At 59.1% G+C, this 21,568-nt stretch carries 12 protein-coding genes; 4 read left to right on the top strand and 8 right to left on the bottom strand.

Translation table 11 applies throughout. The features are described from left to right. The first annotated feature begins 36 nt into the window (after positions 1–36). Positions 37–360 carry a hypothetical protein gene (locus AC6IY8_RS18535; RefSeq protein ID WP_497776267.1) on the top strand — a complete coding sequence of 108 codons (324 nt, stop codon included), beginning with the start codon at positions 37–39 and terminating at the stop codon, positions 358–360. A gap of 21 nt (positions 361–381) precedes the next feature. Here AC6IY8_RS18535 and AC6IY8_RS18530 read toward each other — a convergent pair whose 3' ends face one another. Then, on the bottom strand, positions 382–2,229 hold the full coding sequence (locus AC6IY8_RS18530) for an alpha-amylase family glycosyl hydrolase (protein ID WP_497776265.1): 1,848 nt from the start codon (positions 2,227–2,229) through the stop codon (positions 382–384). A 78-nt stretch (positions 2,230–2,307) separates the two neighbouring features. Continuing rightward, a complete protein-coding gene (locus AC6IY8_RS18525; protein WP_497776263.1) occupies positions 2,308–5,766 on the bottom strand; it encodes a carboxypeptidase-like regulatory domain-containing protein in 3,459 nt (1,152 codons plus the stop codon). 381 nt (positions 5,767–6,147) lie between these two features. Between AC6IY8_RS18525 and AC6IY8_RS18520 the strand changes: the two genes are divergently transcribed. Beyond that, positions 6,148–7,398, top strand: a complete 1,251-nt coding sequence (locus AC6IY8_RS18520) for a hypothetical protein (RefSeq protein ID WP_497776262.1) — start codon at positions 6,148–6,150, stop codon at positions 7,396–7,398. Positions 7,399–7,554: 156 nt separating this feature from the next. Here the strand turns inward: AC6IY8_RS18520 and AC6IY8_RS18515 are convergent, their stop codons facing one another. The 3 genes from AC6IY8_RS18515 to AC6IY8_RS18505 all read right to left on the bottom strand — a co-directional run bounded on the left by AC6IY8_RS18515 (position 7,555) and on the right by AC6IY8_RS18505 (position 13,039). Next, the gene (locus AC6IY8_RS18515) at positions 7,555–8,922 is read right to left on the bottom strand and encodes an MFS transporter (protein WP_497776261.1); all 1,368 of its coding nucleotides are present in this window, start codon (positions 8,920–8,922) and stop codon (positions 7,555–7,557) included. A gap of 33 nt (positions 8,923–8,955) precedes the next feature. Next, positions 8,956–11,442: a glycoside hydrolase family 31 protein gene (locus AC6IY8_RS18510; RefSeq protein ID WP_497776259.1), complete on the bottom strand. Its 2,487-nt coding sequence runs from the start codon at positions 11,440–11,442 to the stop codon at positions 8,956–8,958. A gap of 356 nt (positions 11,443–11,798) precedes the next feature. Continuing rightward, positions 11,799–13,039 (bottom strand): IS3 family transposase gene (locus AC6IY8_RS18505; RefSeq protein WP_497775837.1). Its coding sequence is split into 2 segments (ribosomal slippage): positions 11,799–12,781 and positions 12,781–13,039, totalling 1,242 coding nucleotides; the frame shifts between segments, so codons are not numbered across the junction. A gap of 210 nt (positions 13,040–13,249) precedes the next feature. Between AC6IY8_RS18505 and ruvB the strand changes: the two genes are divergently transcribed. Next, positions 13,250–14,284: a Holliday junction branch migration DNA helicase RuvB gene (gene ruvB, locus AC6IY8_RS18500; RefSeq protein WP_497776256.1), complete on the top strand. Its 1,035-nt coding sequence runs from the start codon at positions 13,250–13,252 to the stop codon at positions 14,282–14,284. 448 nt (positions 14,285–14,732) lie between these two features. Here the strand turns inward: ruvB and fusA are convergent, their stop codons facing one another. From fusA to AC6IY8_RS18485, 3 genes are all read right to left on the bottom strand, one after another. Continuing rightward, entirely contained in the window at positions 14,733–16,841 is a 2,109-nt protein-coding gene (gene fusA, locus AC6IY8_RS18495) for an elongation factor G (protein WP_497776255.1), read from the bottom strand. Between the two features lie 398 nt (positions 16,842–17,239). Further along, positions 17,240–17,620, bottom strand: coding sequence for a hypothetical protein (locus tag AC6IY8_RS18490; RefSeq protein WP_497776253.1), 381 nt, complete (start codon positions 17,618–17,620; stop codon positions 17,240–17,242). Between the two features lie 61 nt (positions 17,621–17,681). Then, the gene (locus AC6IY8_RS18485; RefSeq protein WP_497776252.1) at positions 17,682–19,793 is read right to left on the bottom strand and encodes a multicopper oxidase domain-containing protein; all 2,112 of its coding nucleotides are present in this window, start codon (positions 19,791–19,793) and stop codon (positions 17,682–17,684) included. Positions 19,794–20,107: 314 nt separating this feature from the next. On the opposite strand from AC6IY8_RS18485, the gene AC6IY8_RS18480 reads away from it, so the two are divergent. Next, positions 20,108–21,337, top strand: a complete 1,230-nt coding sequence (locus AC6IY8_RS18480; RefSeq protein ID WP_497776251.1) for an ABC transporter permease — start codon at positions 20,108–20,110, stop codon at positions 21,335–21,337. The last annotated feature ends 231 nt before the right edge of the window (positions 21,338–21,568 follow it).

Raw genomic sequence — 21,568 nt, 5'->3', positions numbered from 1 at the left:
GTGGCAAAAGGGAAAGTGTATCGCATGGAGGTCACGGTGGAGGGAATTCTTAGGGGGCTCTTCGCTTCGCTCAGGGTGACACCGACAAACGAAAAGCAAAAACAGAAGGTAAGAGCAAAGAGAAAAACGAAAGCAAAACAAGAGCAAAGAGAAAAACGAAAGCAAAGCAAGAGCAAAGACAAGAACGAAAGCAAAACCAACTGCAACAACGAAAACAAAAGAAGAGTCTTTGAAGCGCGCTTCGCGCGGTCTTCGTTAGATCCCACTAAGCTCGCCAAAGGAGGCGAGCTTATATGGGGCACCCGCGGTGCTTGGGTTCGGGGTGAAGGGAAACGTCTACTCATCTTTCCGCATGCGTAGTGCGACCGGAATTGCTACCCCTCATGGCGTGACGGTGTAGATCGCTACGGAGGTGGGGGCGAGGCGCATGGTTATCTTTTCCGCTTCGATGGTGGCGGGGGCAGCGTCGAGGAGCGGAGAGATGGATTTGAGGTCGATGAGGGGTGTGTCGGGACGAGGGAGTTCGATGATCTGCTCGGAGGTGGAGGAGTTGAAGACGATGAGCAGGCGGTCGGTGTCCTGGGTGCGAAGGTAGGCGATGAAGTTTTCGGATGAGGCGACGGTGGTGAGGTCGCCTGTCTGGAGCGCGGGGTGCGAACGGTGCAGGTGTGCGAGTTGCTGCACGTGAGTGAAGACCTGCTGCTGCTCGGGGGTGCGTCCGGCGGCGGTGAAGGCGTTGGAGGGATCGCCGGGGAAGCCTCCGGGGAAGTCGTGGCGGTTGTCGGGATCGTCTTTGCCGTCCATGGCGATCTCGTCTCCGTAGTAGAGGCCGGGGATGCCGCGCAGGGTGAAGAGCAGCGAGAAGGCAGCCTTGAGCTTCGGCGTGGTGGCTTCAGGCTCGCTCATGAAGCGTCGGATGTCGTGGTTGCCGATGAAGGTATAGAGGCCATTGGGGCGCTGGTAGAGGTAGTCGTGCTGAAGAAGATTGACCAGCTTGGAGGCGGGCTGGTTTTTCAGAAGCACGGAGCGGAGGGTTCCGTAGAGCGGGAAATCGAAGACGGTGGTGGTGCCGGAGTCGATGCCCTGCATGGGTCGTCCGCCCTCGAAATAAGAGGTGATGACGGGGTCTTCGTTGAAGACTTCGCCGACGGTGGTGGCCTGCGGGAAGCACTGGCGAAGGGTGCGATGCCACTGGCTCCAGAACTGGCGCGAGGAATAGGGGAAAGTGTCGAGACGGTAGGCGTCGAAGTGGGCGGTTTCCATCCACCAGATGGCATTGTCGGCGAGGTATTCACCGAGCAAGGGGTCGTCGGGGTTGAGGTCGGGAAGCTTGTCGGCGAACCAGCCTTCGACGACGGGGCGGCGGTCGCGGGCGACGGAGTGAACGTCCACGAGCGGCCAGAAGTCGTACTTGGGCTCCATGTGGTGTGCGGTGGTGCCGTGGAGCCAGGTGGGGGTTGGGGGATTGGTCGCCCAGGGATGATCGGGGCCGGTGTGGTTGGCGACGTAATCGCTCACAACCTTGATTCCTGAAGCGTGGGCGGCGGCGACGAACTGGCGCAGGTCGTCGAGGGTGCCGAAGTGATCTTCAACCGAATAGAAGTCGGTGACGTGATAGCCGTGATAGTCGGCGGCGCGGGAGTCATTCTTCCACCATGGGGTGAGCCATAGAGCGGTGACGCCGAGTTCCTTGAGGTAAGGCAGGTGCTGCTGAATGCCTTTGAGGTCGCCTCCGTGGTAGGCGCGGGGATTGGTGCGGTCGTAGTGGCCGCGGGCCTGCGCGGGATCGTCGTTGGAGGTGTCTCCGTCGGCAAAACGGTCGGGCATGATGAGGTAGAGAACGTCGTCGGGGTGGACGCCATGGCCGGTTTCAGCAGTCTTTTCGCGGCGCTCAAGCGGGAACGCGATGTGAGTAGTGCCAGAGGAAGTGGCGAGGTTGAGTTCGGCTTTGCCGGGGACGGTATTGGGCGCGATGCGGATCCAGACGAACAGGTGGTGTCCGTCGGCACTGGACTGGGTGCGGACGACGGAAAGTCCCTTGTACTGGGTGGTGACCTTGGCTTGCTGGAGATTGGCTCCGGTGACGAGGAGCATGGGGTCGTGCGGTAGGCCGACCCACCAGTTGGGTGGTTCGAGCTTTTGAACAGAGGGCTGAGCAACGGCGACGGAGAAGAAAAGAGATAAGAGTGCGGTAAGAAGGATGAGCTTGCTGATCTTCAGGCGAATCATGGCCGGCAATGCCTCGGGTTTCGGCAAAGGATTACAAAAATGGGGACAGGCGAACCTGTCCCCAAAGGGTGGTGCAAGTTAGAAGGAAATACGGAGGGCGAGTTCCACGTCGCGCCAGGATTCCTGACGAATGGCGGTGAGCTTGCCGAAGTTGGAGTCTTCAATGTTGCCAGTGGGGTTCTGGAACTGAGGAGTATTGAACAGGTTGTAAGCCTGAATACGGAACTCAGTCTTTACACGCTCGCTGACGGTGACGGACTTGGACAAGGTGCTGTCCAGCGTCTTGTATCCGGGACCGTGGAAGTAGTTGCGAGCCAGAGTTCCAACCGTGCCGCTAGCTGCATGCGTGAAAGCAGTTGACGGGCAGGAGAACCACTTCTGGTTGCCAGCATTGATGGTGCATCCGCCGTGATAGTCGGGGCGACCGGTGCTGTTGAAGTACACGTCAACCGGGGTGCCAGTGGACAGGTTGAGAACGTTGCTCCACTGCCATCCACCGATGAAGTAGTCGGCGACCTTGGGGATGTTGTTGAAGTGTGAACGGCCACGTCCGATGGGCAGCTCATAGATGGTGCTGGCCACGAAGAGGTGACGCTGATCGGTGTCAGCATTGCCGTAGTTGTAGTCGAGAAGCGGCTTGCCCTCGGCTCCGACCCAGATGCGGCTGCCGGTGGTGTTGTTAAGAGCAGTGTTGGAGTTATCGAGAGTGTGCGCGTAGGTGTAGGCCGCCGTGAACTGGAAGCCAGTGGTCATCTTGCGGTTCAGGCGCAACTGCATGGCGTTGTAATTGCCCGAGCCGATGAACGCATACTCGTTGATCTGCTTGATGGACGGGAACCAGGCGTTTCCGCCAGCAAGCGGGGTGCTGTTAGCGTTGAAGTAGGTTCCAAGATTGCCCATCTTGGTGCCCACGTAGCCGAGGTTCAAGGACGTGTTGTTGTTCAACGCGTGCTCAACCTGGACGTTCCACTGCTGGATGTGGGAGTTGGGGCTGTTCTTGGGATAGTAGATGACCGTCGCGCCCGCGAGGTTCTTGGGGTTGAAGGTGATCTGGCCTACGGGCAGCGCGCCAGTAGCCTTGGTTGGATCGAGGCTGCCAGGGGCTCCGGCACCGCTGAGGGTGAAACGGTTGCCGTTGGCGCAGGTTCCCTCGACGGGGCAGGCTGCGTAGGTCTGGCTGCCGTTGTAGTCAGGGTTGTTGGAAAGCTGCACGCCAACGCCACCGCGATCAGGATAGAAGAACAGGCCGTAGCCGCCACGAATGACGGTCTTGCCGTTGCCCCTGAGGTCGTAGGCGAATCCGACGCGAGGTCCGAAATCACCCTTCGGCGTGTTGATGAGGGCAGTAGGCCAGCCAGAAGCAGTTCCGGCTTCGATGAGCGTTCCGGTGGAAGGATCGAAGTTGGACTGGCGATTCTTGGTTTCGGTGGGCCACGTCATGAGGTCGTAGCGCAGGCCGAGGTTGAGGGTGAGGCGACGGTTGACGCGGAAATCGTCCTGGGCGAAGAAGCCGTTTTCCCAGCTACGAGTCTTGTAGTAGCCGTTGAAAACGCCAATCTGGTAGCCGCCCATGAATCCAGCCATGAGCTCGGAGATTTCGTTGCCGGTGAACGTTCCGTAGTTGGAGTAGTTCCAGCCGAGGCCGCTGCCCCACTGCGAACCGTTGTTGTCGTCGATCAGGAAGTAGCCCTTGGCTACGTTGGACTGCGCGAAATCAACCGCGCGGTGAATGATGTTGGCGCCAAATTTGAAATTGTGGCGTCCGGTAGTCCAGCTCACAGTATCCGCATACTGCTGGGTTCCCTGCTTGACCGTGTACGGGCCGTAGTCGCCGACGTACTCGATCTGACCCTTCCAGCCACCGATGAGCGGCATGCCGCCGAGCAGACTGCTGGTGTTGGCGTTAGGAATTCCCATCTTCTCGGCCATGTTGTCGCCGAATCCGGGCTGAAGCTGTCCGTAAAACGGGCGATTGTAGGCGAAGCGGAATTCGTTGATGAGGCTGTTGGACAGGATGCGGGTGTAGCCCAACGCAACCTGACGCGGGTGTTGCGGGTTGATGCCCGAGCCCCAACCAGAAGGCAGGGAGTGATCGGCATCCTGAAGGCGATTGGTTACGGTGTAAACGTCTTGACCGGAGCTGAAGCGCGCGAAAATCGTGTCCTTCTTGCTGAGCACGTAGTCGAGACGCGCGTCATAGTCGTCCATGTTGGTGAGGCCCTGACGTCCGGGCTGGAAGTTTCCGTCACCGTTGGCGATGTTGGCGGTTGCGACGTTGGCAAGCGGGTAGGCGTTGAGGTACTTGACTCCTACGGCGTTCTGACTGGCCGTCGGCACGATGTTGATGGTCGGGCCGGGGATGTTGTTGACAGCATCCCAGCCGAACGGCAGACAGGTTTGCGGGTTATAGATGTATCCCTTGTTGCCGCTGAAAGGAGTGTTGAGCGCGCCATTGGTGTAGAGGTTGGGGCAAACGGCGGCGTTGGGCGCCATGGTCTGATTGCCACCGAGCAGTTCGGTGAAATCGCCCTTGCGCATCAGAGCGCTGGGAACGTGGGTGACGCCATCGCTGACCGGGATGGACTGACGCCAGCCCTGGTAATCGACGAAGCCGAACAGTTTGTCCTTCCAGAGAGCGCCGCTGAGGCTGGCGCCGAACTGGTTGCGACGCATGGTGGTGCCGTCAGGCTGATTCCACGGCTTGGCATCGAGAGCGCCGCTGCGACGGAACCAGTAGGCAGATCCATGATAGGAGTTGCTTCCGGGCTTGGTGATGACCTGAATGATGCCACCGCCAGCGCGTCCGAATTCGGCAGAGGCGACGCTGGTGTTGACGCGGAATTCCTGGATGGCTTCGACCGGCGGATAGAGCAGGATGGAGTTGACGAGCGATTCGTTGTTGTCAACGCCGTCGAGAACGTAGTTATTGGCCTGGGCACGCAATCCGTTCACGGAAAGCGACGCGCCGCCGGAGTTCGAGTTACGCCAGGTTTCGGCAGAAGTACCGCTGGAACCACCCATGGCGGCATCGCCATAGGCACCGCGGCTGACGCCCGGGGTAAGAAGTGCGAGCTGCGTGAAGTTACGTCCGTTGAGAGGAAGATCGACAACCTGGCGGCCCTGGATCACTTCTCCAGTCGAGGAGGTTGCGGTATCCACCAGCGCGACCTCGTCGGTTACGTTGACGGTTTCACCGGCGGAGCCGATCTGCAGCTTGAAGTTGATTTCCTTTACCTGGGAAATTTCCAGGCTGATGTTCGCAGTTTCGGTGCGGAAATTGGCCTTGCGGGCCTCGACCTTATAGGGGCCGACCGGCAGGGCGTTGATGACGTAGGAGCCGTCAGCCTGGCTCTGCGTGGTGACCGTGCGATTGGTGCCGGTGTTGACCACAACGATGGTGGCACCGGGGACGGAGGCACCAGACGGATCTACTACGGTGCCTATCAGGCGAGCCGTATCCGATTGCGCTACGGCCACGATGCCTGTTACGAGCAGCAGTAGAGCTACCAGAAAAAACCTCTTGGCGTACTGCTTCATAGTTCCTCCAAAAAAACAAAAATCCAAAACCCTACGGCAAATGCATTCGAAGAGAGGACGCAGTGGGCGTGGTCGGTTGAAATCCTGTAGCTGGCCCGGTCGCGTATGTCTCTCGCCAAAATTAGTTTTGTGTCTTCCACCGGGTCACGCTCATGGGGCGTATCCGGTGAGAAGGTTGTCGGCCGCCCAGATCATTTCCGCACCTGGGTCGAGCCGTGGTCGAACTCTGCATCATTTACAAAACCGTAGGGGAGTCTGAAACTCTGGATAGAGTAATGCAAGTTTCCGCTGGTTTGTCACGGTAACCAAAGCAATGCGTCTAAAATCTTTGACTTACAAAATGTTTCACCTTTTGTTACATGATGTGACAAGATAGCTGGCGTGTTCACACGAGAACAGATTCTGGAGCAGATCGACCGCTTGTCGAAGAGTGCAGCCCTGCACAACTCCGAGGCGCTACGCAAACTGCTGCGATATCTGTCCGAACAGTCACTCGAGCATCCGGGAACGGCGATCAAGGAATACCAGATCGCGACGGAGGTCTTTCACCGCTCGGAAGACTTCGATCCACAACTCGACTCGGTGATTCGCGTCCAGGCCGGACGACTGCGGACAAAGCTCGCAAGCTACTACAGTTCCGAAGGCGAGGACGACCGGATCATCGTCGAACTGCCCAAGGGAAGCTACGCCGTACAATTCCGCGAGAACCCCCGAAACGCGCAAAAGACGGCTGAGACGGTGGAAGCAAAGCCGTCGGCGGCGGTCACAGAAACCGTAAGACCGCAGGAAGGCGCACGCGAATTTCGACTGGCGCTGCCGGTGCTGAGTTCCCTGCTGCTGGTGGCGGTAACGGCCATCATCTTCTTAGTGGTGAACCGGACGCCGTCGAAAGTGACGCCAATGGCTCCGGATGCAAAGGCTCCGGCGGCATACAAGTTGTTCTGGGGTCAGTTTATGACGACTCCGGAAGAGCCTTGGGTGGTGTTCAGCAACGCAGCATTCGTAGGGCGTCCGGAGACGGGACTGCGATACGCGAATTCCTCAAACGACGCTCGAGAGCAGGTGTTCGACCACTACACGGGCGTGGGTGAGGTGTTGGCGGTTCACAATATCGACGAGGTTTTCTCGACGCTGCACGGGCGAGTGAGAGTGAAGCGCGGAAGCTTGTTTTCGCTCGACGACCTGAAGCAGAACAACCTGATATTCCTCGGGTCTCCGGCGGAAAACCTGACGCTGAGAGATATTCCTAGCACGACGCACTACGTCTTCCAGCGAGTGGCGTCGGGGGCGAGAAGTGGAGACTTGGCGATTGCAACGATGACGCCGCAGGCAGGCGAGCCAAGTATGTCGCTGGCGAGTCCGGGGGGACAACCACTTACGGAAGATTACGCCATCGTGGGCTTAAAGCACGGTGTCGAGTCGTCGCGGCTGGTATTGTCGATCGCGGGGACGACGACGTTTGGCACGCAGGGCGCGGTGGAGTTTCTGTGCCATGAGGAGTCGCTGGAAGAGTTACTGTCGAGGCTCGGAGTGCAGAAGGCGGAAGATTTGAAACCGTTTGAGGCACTGTTGAAGATCAGGATCTCGCATGGGGTTCCGGTGGAGACGAGCTTGGTGGCGGTGCATAAGTAGGCGGTGGTGTAGGGGTCCTTCGCTACGCTCAGGATGACACTTTTAGAAGCAAGAGCAAAAGCAACTATCCCGTGGTTGGTGACCTCAAGCATCAGGGGAGAATGAAAAGGTGCTGGGATCCTTCGCTGCGCTCAGGATGACACCTTTAGAAGCATGTCAGATGCGTATGGGCTCTGAGCCTTCCTCCGCAGTTGTATTGGCGAATGCGGGTGCGGTGTCCTGGACACGCTGCATGAGGAGGGCGGCGATGAGGAGGAAGATGCCTCCGGCGATGACGGCCGACATGCGGTTATTGTGCAGGACGTGGTTCATGACCCAGCCGAAGAACAGCGACGCGATGATTTCGGGCAGGACGATGAAGAAGTTGAAGATGCCCATGTACACTCCGGTGCGCGCGGGTGGGAGTGAGGCGGAGAGCACGGAATAAGGCATGGAGAGGATGCTGGCCCAGGCAATGCCGACTCCGAGCATGGGAATAAACAGGAGTATGGGCTGATGAATGAGGGCGACGGAGAGCAGTCCGGCACCGCCGCATAGAAGGCAGAGGCCGTGAGTGGTGCGGCGCCCGAGGTGGCGGGCGAGAACCGGCAGCGTGAACGAAAAAACGAAGCAGATGGCAGAGTAAAAGCCAAAGCAGTTCCCTGCCCACTCGATGCCACGGGTGTATTGCGGCGAGGTAGTGTCGACGGCGCCGAAAACGTTGTGCGCGACGGCCACGGGGAAATACAGCCACATGCAGAAGAGTCCGAGCCAGGTGAGCAACTGCACCGAGGCAAGCTGGCGCATGACCTGGGGCATCTCGCGGATGGCGGAGAGGATTTCACGGGCCGAAGTGGACAGGCGTGAGATGAGACCAGCGGAGGCTGCGACGGCTTTTTGCTGTCGGAAGGCGGCGAGGTCTTCGGGCGGGTACTCCTTGGTGGTGAGGATGGTCCAGAGGACGGCCCCGAAGAAGGCGGCAGCTCCGATATAGAACGACAGGCGCACGGTGATGGGGATGGCGTGGGCGGTGGTGTCGGCGGCGAAATGAAAATACTTACCGAGGAACCAGGGGAGCGACGAGGCGGCGATGGCTCCGGCACCGATGAGGATGGATTGCATGGCGAAGCCGGAGGTGCGCTGGTCTTCGGGCAGGATGTCGGCGACGAAGGCGCGGAACGGTTCCATGCTGATGTTGATGGAGGCGTCGAGAACCCAGAGGAGTCCAGCGGCCATCCAGAGGGCGGAGGAGCGCGGCATGAGCAGCAGAGCGAGCGAGCTGAGGATGGCTCCGGCGAGGAAATAGGGGCGGCGGCGGCCGAGGCGTCCCCAGGTGTTGTCGCTGGCATGACCGATGAGCGGCTGAACGAGAAGGCCGGTGAGCGGCGCGGCGAGCCAGAGCATGGGGATCTGGTCGGCCTTGGCTCCGAGGTACTCGTAGATGGCACTCATGTTGGCCATTTGCAGGCCCCACCCGAACTGGATGCCGAAGAATCCGGCACTCATGTTGAGGATCTGCAAGGATGTGCGGCGCGGTCGGTTCATGATCAGTCCTCTGCTGCTATGAATTCCTAACTCTTACCGCAATGTCACTTCGACGCCGTGGGGATCGTCCTGTACCTCGGCGGTCCAGATGGAGCCGGACTGCTGCAAGGGCAGATCGCCATGAGTAGTGGCGGCAAGTTTCTGCGACGGCTTGAGGCCGTACACCTCGAAACGCAAGGTCTTCCACCAGGATTGATACGTGCCTTCATGCTCGGAGACGCGGAGCGTCCATGAGCCATCGGAGTTGGCACGGCAGGTGAAACGCTCGCGCAGGTACTGGCCGCGACGGTAGGCAAAGGTGTGTCCGTCATCGAGATAGACCTCGCCGTGACAGAGGTCGGCGGTGGAGTTGGAATCAGCCTGAGGCAAATAGACGCGCAGGGTCAAAGGTCCGCTGGGCGTGACCGCCGTGCTCGGGGTAAGAGGTGCGATGGGGACGATGCTGCCTCCGCGAGCGTAAACGGGAAGATGATCGAGGCGCGGGGTGACGGTGAGGCGCAGAGGTTGGAGCTGGTCGCGGCGCTCGAGATCACGCGACTCGACGGCGGAGTGGGTCATGCGCTCGCCGGTCCAGTAGTCGTACCAGATGCCCGGAGGAAGTTGGATTTCGTGAGGCGTGGTCTCGTCGGGCGAGGGCGCGGTGAGCACGAGAAGATTGGGGCCGAAGAGGAATTCGTCGGAGGCGTCGAGGTCAATGGGGTGGCCGTCGCTGGTGGCGTGCGGGAACTCGAGGAAGAGCGGGCGCACGATGGGAAGTCCGTTGCGGGAAGCTTCCTCGGCGACGGTGTAGAGGTAAGGCATGAGGCGGTAGCGCTCCTCGATGAAGCGGCGGCGGATGGCGGCATGTTCGGGGCCATCGACCCAAGGCTCGTGGTCGCGAGTGCCTTTGGCGGCGTGGTCGCGATCGATGGGCTGGAAGGCACCGAGTTCGATCCAGCGGGTGAGGAGATCGGGCGAGGGTGAGCCACCGAAGCCTCCGACGTCCGCACCAGAGAGGGCGAAGCCGCTGAGCCCGAGATTGAGAAGCTGCGGAGTGGTTTGGCGCATGTGGTGCCACTTGGAAGAATTGTCGCCGGTCCAGGTGGCGGCGTAACGCTGGCCTCCGGCGAAGCTGGCGCGGGTGAGTACAAAGGGACGCTCGTCGGGTTGGAGAGCGAGGAGGCCTTCGTAGGTGGCGCGCGAGTTCTGCATGCCGTAGATGTTGTGGACCTCAAGGTGATTGGTGGTGCGCTTGAGGAATCCGGGCTCGTCGATGCGGTGCTGAACATCGTCGGGCATGGTCTTGGAGGGATACCTGAAGACGGCTGGCTCGTTCATGTCGTTCCAGAAGCCGGAGATGCCGGTGGAAACGAAATCCTTATAAAGCGAGCCCCACCAAGTGCGCGAACGCTGCTGCGTAAAATCTGGAAAAACCGAGGGTCCGGGCCAAACAGGGCCGACGTATGGGGAGCCGTCGAGGTTCTTGACGAAGTGATCTCCGGCGAGGCCGAGGTCGTAAGGAGCGTAGTCCTGGTTAGGCAGCTTGGCGATGTGAAGGTCAGTGATGACGACAAGATGGAAGTTGTCGGCGGAAAGCTTTTTGACCATGCCGGTGAAGTCGGGGAACTTTTCGCGATCGATGGTGAAGGGTCGGTTCTTCACCTGGTAGTCGATGTCGAGATAGAGCGCGTCGGCGGGAATCTGGTCGGAACGGAGGCGATTGGCGACCTCCATGAGGCGCGACTGGGTTTCGTAGCTATAGCGGGACTGCTGGAAACCGAGGGACCAGAGCGGAGGCAATGGCGTGGGGCCGGTGAGCCAGGCATAGCTCTGGACGACCTGCTTGGGGTCGGGACCGTACATCAGGTAGTAGTCGAGCGGGCCGTTGGGAGCGCCGAAGGAATAACGGTCGGGGAGCTCGTGTCCGAAATCGAAGAATGAGCGCCAGGTGTTGTCGAAGAGAATGCCGAGGGCGCGGCCGGAATGAAACTCCATGAAGAAAGGAATGCTTTTGTAGATGGGGTCGCTGGCCTGATCCCATCCGAAGGCGTCGGAGTTCCACATGGTGTAGCTCTGGCCGAGGCGGTCGAGAGGGCCAGGCTTGTCTCCGAGGCCGAAAAAGTGGGCGTTGGGATCCATTTTCTTATAGGTGCGGAACCAATTGCCATTCCAGCGAACCGGCTCGGCATCCTGCTGGATGATGTTTCCGGCGAGATCGGAGACGGTGATGCGAAGGTCGGGAGAAACCGTCACGCGCAGGGTCGCGGTGCGGAATCCGTTCTGCACGGGGGTGACGGTGGCGCGGGCGTTGCGCGCGGAGGAAAGCACGGCCCAGGAGGCATCCTCGGGCAGCAGGCGGGTGCGCGAGTGCCGGATGCGAAGGACATCGTTGCGGAGGGCGGTGATTTCCAGGGTGGTGCCCTTGTTGGAGGCAGCGAGGCCGTGCTGGTTGACACGCACTTGTGCGATGGCCGACGGGAGAAGAGCGACGATGATGGCGAGGATGAGGACGTGTCTGCGGAATGATGAATTCGGACTCATGCAGTGATGGACCCTGTGGACAGAAAAATCTGCTGACCTGAAACACGGGAATTGTGGTGTGCGGGCGAAGGATACACAAGTTTATTCAAGGTGAGTTACGGTGACGGGGAGAACTCGCGGAACATCAGTAGGTTAGGTGGATGTTTCATGGGTGTTACATGGGAGTCCGAGGGAGTGAGGGAGTGGTGAGGGTTCGGGCTGAAACGGATTCGAGGACAAAGGCAAGAGCAACCCCGAGGTCCTTCGCTGCGCTCAGGATGACACCTTAAAAGCAAAAGCAAAGACAAGAGCAAGGCAACAGCAAAAGCAAAGACAAGACCAAGGGCAAGGACAACAGAAGAACCTTGACCTTGCCCTCAGAATGCGTACCCCGTAGTCGTCGTGGCTGTGGGAAAGTTGGAAAGCGTTTTTTGCTTTCCTGCTTTTCCATAGCCTGCTTTGGTTCGTGTTTGTTCGAACTGAATCGGGCTGAGGTAGTTCAGAGCTGAGTGCAACCGGGTTTGGTTATACCACCGTAGCCAGTTCAGGATTTCATCTTTCGCTTGGCGATGGGTGGCGAAGCGTTTGCCGTGCAGCCGCTCTACTTTGAGCGAGGCAAACAGGGTTTCGCTCACGGCGTTGTCCCAGCAGTTGCCCTTGCGACTCATGGACGCTTGGATTCCATGCTCTTTCAGTCGCTGACTGAACTCATCGCTGGCATACTGGCAGCCCCGATCGCTATGAAAGATCAGCCCGCTGTGTTTGCCCGGACAGCGCTCGAACCAAGCCATTTCGAGAGCGTCGATCACCAGTTCGCTCCGCATATGATCGCGCAGAGACCAACCCACAACACGGCGGCTGAACAGGTCGATCACCACCGCCAGGTACAGCCATCCTTCGTCGGTTGGAATGTAGGTGATGTCTCCAACCCAGACTTTGTTCGGAGCGGCGGCCGCGAAGTTACGATCCAGAAGGTTCGGCGCAATCGGCAGGTTGTGCCGGCTGTTCGTAGTCATCACTCGGAAGCGCCGTTTGCCGCGGGCTCGAATGCCGTGCTGCTGCATCAGTCGTTGGATCCGCTGTTTGCCGACGCGCACGCCCTGCTCGCGCAGTTGCCGCCAGATGCGCGGCCACCCGTAGGCTCCGCGATGCTCGGCATACACCGCGCGGATGTGCACCAGCAGTGCTTCGTCGCTCAGGTGGCGGAGAGCGTTGCGTCGACGGGCAAAGTGTTCATGGTAGCCGGCCACGCTCACCCGCAGTACCCGGCACTGCACACGGATCGGCCAGACACGCCGGTGGCGTTGGATGAAGGCGTATTTCATTTCTGGCCTTTCGCGAAGTACGCCGTCGCTTTTTCCAGGATGTCGCGCTCCATCTTGACCCGCGCCAGTTCGGCCCGCAGACGGCTAATCTCCATCTGCTCGGCGCTGACCGCCTTGCCATGGTCGGCGCCCTTGAGTTTGCCCTCCCGGTGCGCTTTTACCCAGTTGGACAGTGTTTGCTCAATCAGACCCAGACTTCGCGCCGCCGAAGCGATACTCTGGCCAGACTCAACCAGTCGCACCGCCTCCTGCTTGTACTCCAGCGTGTACCGCGCCCGTCTCCCCTTCCCCATCTCCGCTCTCCCTACTGCGATTGGATGATCGCTCAGCATGGGGTACGTTTGGCAGGGGCAAGATCACCTTTGGAGGGCGCTTCGCGCCGTCTTGATTAGAACCCACATAAGCTCGCCAAAAGAGGCGAGCTAATATGGGCCACCCGCGGTGCTTGGGTTTGTTCTGATTCGGAATTGATGGTTGGGGGCGGGGGATATAACATCGCGAGTATGGCGGGAAATCGGGAAGACAAGGCGCGACTGGTGGCCGGAGGGCCGCTAGAGGGCGAAGAAGGTTTTGAGCTGAAGCTGAGGCCTCAGCGATTGCAGGAGTTTATTGGCCAGCCAAAGGTCAAAGAGAACCTGGCGGTGGCGATTGCGGCGGCGCGGGCACGAGGCGAGGCGCTGGACCACATTCTGCTATACGGGCCTCCGGGGCTGGGAAAGACGACGCTGGCGACCATCATTGCAAACGAGATGGATGCGGCGTTTCAGCAGACATCGGGGCCGACGCTACAGATCAAGGGTGATCTGACGGCAATCCTGACGAACGTGCAGGCGCGGCAGGTGCTTTTTGTGGACGAAGTTCACAGGCTGCAGCCGGCGCTGGAGGAGCTGCTGTATTCGGCGCTGGAGGATTGCCGGCTCGACATCATGGTCGGGCAAGGGCCTTCGGCACGGACGCACTCGTTTGAGATTCCGGCGTTTACGTTTGTGGGGGCGACGACGAGGATCGGGCTGATATCGGCTCCGCTGCGTTCGAGGCTGGGGCTGGTGCTGCGGCTGGAATTTTATTCCCACGACGATCTGAAGATCATCTTGAATCGCTCGACACAGATTTTGAATGTAGGGATCGACGACGATGCGGCAATGGAGATTGCGATGCGGTGTCGTGGGACACCGCGCGTTGCGAACCGTTTGCTACGCCGCGTACGGGATTACGCGCAGGTGCGAGGCACAGGGCATATCGACCGGGCAACGGCACAGTCGGCTCTGGAACTGCTCGAGGTGGATCAGCATGGATTCGACGAGGTAGATCGGAGACTGCTGCTGACGATTATTGAGAAGTATCAAGGTGGGCCGGTGGGAGTGAATACTCTGGCGGCGGCGCTGGCGGAAGAGCCTGATGCGATTGAGGAAATTTATGAGCCGTTTCTGATTCAGATCGGTTTTTTGGATCGGACTCCGAGAGGGAGGGTGGCGACTCAGTTGGCGTATAAGCATTTCGGGGTGGAAATGCCGAGAAGGCAGAATTTGTTGTTTTAAGGTGGGGTGGTAGGTGACCTGGGGTGGCGATGAAGACGCCGACGGCGGCTGGGGTCCTTCGCTACGCTCAGGATGACACCGAAAGCAAAAGCAAGAGCAAGAACAACAGCAACAGCAAGAGCAAACCCGAGGTCCTTCGCTGCGCTCAGGATGACACCAGAGGCAAAAGCAAGAGCAAGAATAAGGTCAGCAGCAACAGCAAGTCATCAGCAACAGCAAGAATAACGACAGGAACAAAAGAAGAACCTTAGGAACGCGCTTCGCGCGTTCTTCGATAGTACCCGCATGCGCTCGCCAGAAGAGGCGAGCGTATATGGGGCACCCGCGGTGCTTGGGTTCGCTCAGGGATGGCCAGGGGCTCCCGCTCTGGTATAGCGTGGTGCCCACCTTGGACGTTGAGATTGGAAAGGGCAGCCGAGTGGCTGCCCTTTGTGATTGTGGTCGGGAACTACTCTTCTTCCTCTTCTTCGAGGCCAGCGCCGGCGGCCTTGGCGGCAGCGATGATTTTTTCCTGCTGCACGGCGGGGACGAAGTCGTAGTGATCCATTTCCATGCTGAATGAGCCACGGCCCTGGGTCATGGAGGTGAGGTCGGTGCCGTAGGTCAACATCTCCGACATGGGCGCGTGAGCGCGGATGACGGTGGTGCCGCCCTTGTTGTCCATGCCCTGGATACGTCCGCGACGGGAGTTCATGTCGCCCATGATGGCTCCGGCGAACTCGTCAGGGACGGTGATTTCCACCTGCATGATGGGCTCAAGCAGGGCGGGCTTGGCAGCTTCCATCGCTTTCTTGAAGGCGATGCGGCCAGCGGTTTTGAAGCTGAGTTCGTTGGAATCCACGTCGTGATAGCTGCCGTCGTAGAGGTTGACTTTGAAATCGACGACTGGGTATCCGGCGAGGAATCCGCGGGCTGCGGCTTCGAGAATTCCCTTCTCTACGGCAGGAATGAAGTTCTTCGGAATGGCTCCGCCGAAGATGTCGTTGACGAACTCGAACTGGGCTCCGCGAGGCAGCGGCGACATTTTGATTTTGCAATCGCCGAACTGGCCGTGCCCGCCGGACTGCTTCTTGTGGCGGCCCTGGACGTCGGCGGTGCCGCGGATGGTTTCGCGATAAGGCACCTTGGGGGCCTTGAGCACGACCTCGGTGTGGTAGCGGCGCTTCAACTTGCTGACCACAACTTCGATGTGCTGCTGGCCGGTTCCGGCGATGAGGAAGTCCTTGGTCTGAGGATCGCGATAGAAGCGGAGCATGGCATCCTCTTCCATCAGCTTGTGGACGCCAACGCCGAGTTTGTCTTCGTCGGCGCGGGTCTTGGGCTCGATGGCGAAGGTGATGGCCGGCTCGGGCAAAGTGACGGTGGGGTACTTGATGGGCGCGGCCTTGTCGCCGAGAGAGTCTCCGGTGAGTGACTCCTTGAGCTTGGCAACGGCTCCGATGTCTCCGGCAGAAAGCTCAGGGACAGGAATGAGCTGCTTGCCTTGCACGACGGAAATGTGGGAGAGCTTCTCGAGGGTGCCGCGGTTGTAGTTGGTCACGGAAGCGTCGTTCTTCAGGACGCCGCTGGCGACCTTGAAGTAAGAGATGCGTCCGGCGAAAGGATCACTAACGGTCTTGAAGATGAAGAGCGAAAGAGGCTCGGTCTTGGAAATCTTGCGCTGCGGCGGTTCACCATTGTCGGCGGTGGACACTCCAGAGGTGGTGCCGCGCTCGACCGCTGTGGGGACGTAGTCAACGATGAAGTCGAGGACTTCGTCGCTGCCGATGTTGCCGAGGCCGGAGGCGAAGAGGACCGGAAAGAGGCGGTCTTCACGGATGGCGTTGTGGATGCCGCTTACGATGTGCTCCTCGCCGATGGTGCCGGTGTCGAAGAACTCGCTCATAAGCTCGTCATCGCCTTCGGCAACGAGTTCGATGAGAGCTTCGTGGGCGGCCTTGGCGCGGTCGGCCATGTCGGCAGGGATGTCTTCGACACGGGCTCGGCCGTTGCCGCTGAGCTCGTAGTAGTAGGCCTTCATCTTGACGAGATCGATGACGCCCTTGAAGTTTTTCTCGGCACCGATGGGAAGCTGCACGGGGACAACACTGCGTCCGAAGGTGGAGGTGAGCGATTCCATGACACGCTCGAAGTCGGCACGCTCGCGATCCATGCGGGTGCAGACAACGATGCGAGGAAGCTTGAGAGCGTCGGCATAGTTCCAGACCTTCTGGGTAACGACCTGAACGCCGGAAACGGAATCAACGACGACGAGAGCGGCGTCAACGGCAGGCATGGCGAGCTCGGCTTCGTGGACAAACATGTTGAAGCCGGGAGTGTCGATGAGATTGATCTTGGTCTTGCCCCACTCGACGGCGGCGAGGGAGGCGGAAATGGTCATCTGCCGGGAAATTTCTTCTTCGTCGTAATCGGTGGTCGTGGTTCCGTCATCAACCCGGCCGAGCCGGGGAGTACTGCCGGCGGTGAAGAGCAGGGCCGACACAAGAGAGGTTTTGCCTGAGTGGGAGTGGCCAATCAAGGCCACATTGCGGACATTCTCACCATCGTAGGTCTTCACAGAATAACTCCCGAGAGCTTTTGATTCGAACACTCTGCATCGAGCTACACGGATTTCCGTCGAAAGCGGCGGCGGCAAACACGAGAACGCGTTGCAGAACCATTCGCCTACGGCGCCCACCTGAAAAGGCGGCGAGCGTCTTACTGCGCAATCCAGCTGCACCAGCTAGCTGCACTCAGCTATTCCACCACCCATGCGCGCCTGGGACGCAACGCGCCACAGAACAAAGCTGGGGCGGAAGAGCAAAACTCCATGCACCTCGCGGTACATATGGAAGAACATCTAAAGCAGAGCATCGTAGCACACGGACCGAGCAGGCTCAATTTGACTCGTCCGCTACAAGATTCTGCTTAGTAGGTGTGATACACGACGGAGGAGAATCGGGAAATAGGGTTGCGTCACAGAAGAATGTGATAGAGGGGCGTTGCGGGGATGGGTTTTAATTCAAAAGCAAAGACAAGGATAAGAGCAGGAGCAAGAGCAAAGGCAAGAGCAGGAGCAAAGGCAAGAGCAGGAGCAAAAGCAAGAGCAGGAGCAAAAGCCCCACTCAACGAAAAGAGCGTTGAGTGGGCCACCCGGAAGTTGGAGATTTCTGCAGGGGGTAGGGGTCCCTCGCTTTCGCTCGGGATGACACGAAGTTCAAAGGCAGGAACAAGAGCAAAAGCAAAGGCGACAGCAAAAGCAAAAGCAAAAGCAAGGGCAAGGGCAAGAGCAAGAGCAAGAGCAAAACACCCACCTCTGCCAAAAGAAGGCAGAGGTGGGGCACCGGGTACCGGCACCGAGTGCTGGGGACTTGTCACAGGCCTGAGAGGGCGACAAGTTGAAATGGTGCGCGGAACGTCAGGGCAGGATGACGAGGGGACGCATCATGTCGTGCTCTTCATGTTCGAGGATGTGGCAATGCCAGACGTATTCGTGTCCGTGCAACAGGCCGGGGCGGGGGCTGCCCGGCACGGAGAATGGGACGTTAGCAGGAAGAGAGAATTTCATGATGACGCGCGTGACTTCGTCGGGATTCATGCGCACCGTCTCCTTCCAGCCACGGTAATTGGGATCGGGTGGAGTGAATGGACCGTCGGGGGTTCCAACTTCGCTGAATGGAGCGCTGCCGATCACTTGCACGTTGGAGAGGTGGAAGTGCACGGGATGGGTGTCTCCAGTGGTGTTGTAAACGTCCCAGACGACGACCTGACCGTTTTGATAGATCTCGGTGGGGTCGTCCATGTAATTGCGGGCGAAGGTTTCTTTGTAGAGAGACTGGTCGGTCCCGAGGCGCTGGATGAGGCGTCCGTAGGAATCGAAATCCTCGTTGAGCGTCTTGTTCTGGAAGAGGACGTTGGGAGCGGCCGGGTCAAGATCTACTTCTCCAAATGGAATGCGGGAGTCGTTGTAGGCCTTGGCGAGTCCATTGGAAGACTGAAGAGCATTGAGCGTGCTGGTGAAATTCAGAGGGTCAGCCGCACCCTTGAGGGCTGTGACCTGGAACTGCATCAGGGTTCGAGTGTTCGGACCAAAGCCGGGTTGGGTGGTGGCAGCACCGCCTGCCTCTCTCTGGTCGTCATCGCCGGTGAAATAGTCGTTGCGCGGATCTCCGCCGGGGAATGGAGCGGGAGCATCGTTGTAAAGGATGAGACTGTCTCCGGGACGGCATCCTGAGAAGTCGATGATGAGGTCGGCACGCTCGGCTGGCGCCATGAGAAGACTGTGAGGTCCGTTGGGATCGCAACTGTCATCCGAGGCCGTGGGGATGAGCACGGGAGGCGCGTTGTGAACGACGGGAGCGGGAAGAAGGCCGCCTTCGTTACCGATCTGGATGAAGGCCGGGCCGCCACGTGTGAAGTCGGGCTCACCGGGAGTAAGACTGCTCTCGTAGAACAGGTTGAGGTTGTAGAAGCGAGCTTGCGAGCCGTTGAGCACGATGAAGCGGTAGCGGCGCGGCTCAACCGGAAGGTAGGGATATGCGACGCCGTTGATGACCGGAGTGTCGGAGAAGAATTCGGGAACGCAGGACGGCGTTGGGGGCAGGCCGAGGTCGGAAAAGCCATCCGATGGCGTGTTGCGCTCCCAACGGCCAGATGGGTTATCCGGTGAGTCGATCTGGTAAACCGAAGGCGACCAGAGATCTCCAGGTCCACCATATTGGTCGTGAACAGCCTTGAATGTCTTGTCCTGAATGACGAGCGGCACGGTGTGCGCGAGGTCGGGTACGATTCCCGCATTGGTAAGGGCGTCGAAGACGTCGTCGGTCAGAAGATAAGGGGCGACGAGTCCGGCATAGACATTGAGCCGGGTAATTGCGAGTGCGTGATCATGAAACCACATCAATCGCGCGCTCTGACCGTTGGGATAGTAATACTCGCCATGGCCGGTGGCACCGGCCATGGCGTTGAGGAAGCTCTCACCAGCATTCGCATTCGGTCCGGTGCCGCCAGGGGTGAACCAGGAATGCGGCCCGCCATCACTGGTCCAAGGAACGAGGCCGCCGTGAAGATGGACGGTAATGCGATTCTGGGCAGTTCCGCTCCCGGCACCCATCAGGCTGGTATCGACCGGAAGAAGATGCTTGTTGGGCAAAGCATTCTTCATGCGAATCATGACGGGACGCCCGCGCCGGGCAGCGATGACGGGGCCGAGGTAGGAAGGCTTTCCCGTGGCCTGATCCATGTATCCCCATAGAGTGGTGGGGTTGACGAGGTCAGGGTGCATGAGCTGCTTGTACTGTACGGCAGAAAAGTTGTAGAGATCGACTCCGGGAACAGCGGTGGTATTGGGCGTCGCAATTGGCAGTCCCGTGCCGAGGCCGGGGAGCTGCAACAGGAACTTCCTGAGAGCGGGGCTTTGGGCGAAGAGGGGAGAAGAAGAACCGTGGGCGGACGAGGTTCCGCAACCGGAAAGTCCACAGGCGGCACCGGCCATTATGGCCGTCTTCAGGAAATCTCGGCGACTATACATAGTTGGAGCCCTCTCTTCAGTCCATGTGCTTTCGGGATTCGGGGGAGTCAATTCGGGAACTTGGAATAAGTGCCCTACTCCGGAGAGTGTAGCTGGAAAAACCACCGAAAGGTGAACATCTAAGGGCGAAAGAATATAAATAGAACAGGAGGGCCGGTAAAAATTTCGCTTCCTAAAACTTTGGTGGTATGAATAGGCGGGCTGCAGAGCCGAACCGCGAATGATGGAGAGGAGAATGTGTCGGCGGGGCCCTCGTCGGGCTTGAAAACTTCCGGTTCGCTTCCGGCTGGCGTACACTGCGTTTACTCAATTCTATGAATACGCTGGAAGCTATTCGCATTGCGCTGCAATCGCTGTGGGCTAACAAGCTGCGCTCGGTGCTGACGCTGCTGGGGGTGGTGATTGCCGTAGCGACGGTGATTGCCGTGGAGACCTTTGTCAACGGGATCAATGGTTACGTGGCGGAGAAGATCTTCAACCTTGGCGCGGACGTATTCATTGTTTCGAAGGCTCCGAATGTAATTACAAACGTCGATCAATACCTGGAAGCGCAAAAGCGAAAAGACCTTCATTACGAGGACTTCCTGGCAGTACAGGAAGCGTGCACCGCATGCCGCAACGTAGGTGCGTCGATCCGGCAGGGCAATGTGCAGGTGAAGTACAACGAGCAGAACAGCACGGATACGACCGCGCGCGGATGGACTCCGGGAATGAGCGCGATCTATGACCTGGATTTGCGGTCGGGGCGCAACCTGACGGAAGCCGATGTGAACGCGGGTTCAAACATTACGGTGATCGGGAACGATATCGCGGAGAACCTGATGTCGGGCATCGATCCGCTGGGCAAAGAGATACGGGTGAACGGGCGGGTGTACACCGTGATCGGCGTGGCGAAGCCGAAGGGCAAGACGCTGGGGCAGAGCCAGGACAACTGGGTGGTGATTCCGCTGACAAGCTGGTTCAGCCAATTTGGCTCTCAGAAGTCGCTGAGCATTTGGGCAAAGGCCGATGGCGTGGGAGCTCCGCTGGAAGCTGCGATTGACCAGGTGAGGGTAGTGATACGGGCGCGGCGGCACGACGCTCCGGGGCAGCCGGATAGTTTTGTGGCGGAGACGAACCAGAGCTTTCTGTCGATTTGGGCGAACCTGAGTGGATCGTTCTTTATGGTGGCGGTGGCGCTGGCATCGATCTCCCTGGTGGTGGGCGGCGTGGTGATTATGAACATCATGCTCGTGTCGGTGACGGAGCGAACGCGGGAGATCGGGATAAGGAAAGCTCTGGGAGCAAAGCGCGGCGATGTAATGCGGCAGTTCCTGATTGAGTCCTCGACACTGGCGCTGGTAGGCGGAGCGATTGGAGTGACGCTGGGGATTGTCGTGGCGAAAACTGTCACGATCCTGATTGGGATGCCGAGCAATGTGGAGCTCTGGACCATATTGGCAGGGTTGGTGATGGCTGGGTCGGTGGGCGTGTTCTTTGGAGTGTATCCGGCACAGAAGGCGGCGAGGCTGGACCCGATTGCGGCGTTGAGGTTTGAGTTGTGAGGAAGGCGACTGGCGGGTAGGGCGATGGAGTAGGGGCCCTTCGCTTCGCTCAGGGTGACACGAGAAGCAAAGGCGAGAGCGAGGGCAAAGGCAAGAGCAAGAGCAAAGGCAAGAGCAAGAGCAAAGGAAAAGGCAAGAGCAAAGGCAAAGGCAAAACACCCACCTCTGCCAACGACGGGCAGAGGTGGGGCACCAAAGCCGAAGGCAAGAGGAAAAGCCCCACTCAACGAA

Source organism: Koromonas soli (assembly GCF_059726265.1).
This window is presented reverse-complemented; position numbering and strand designations above follow the sequence as displayed.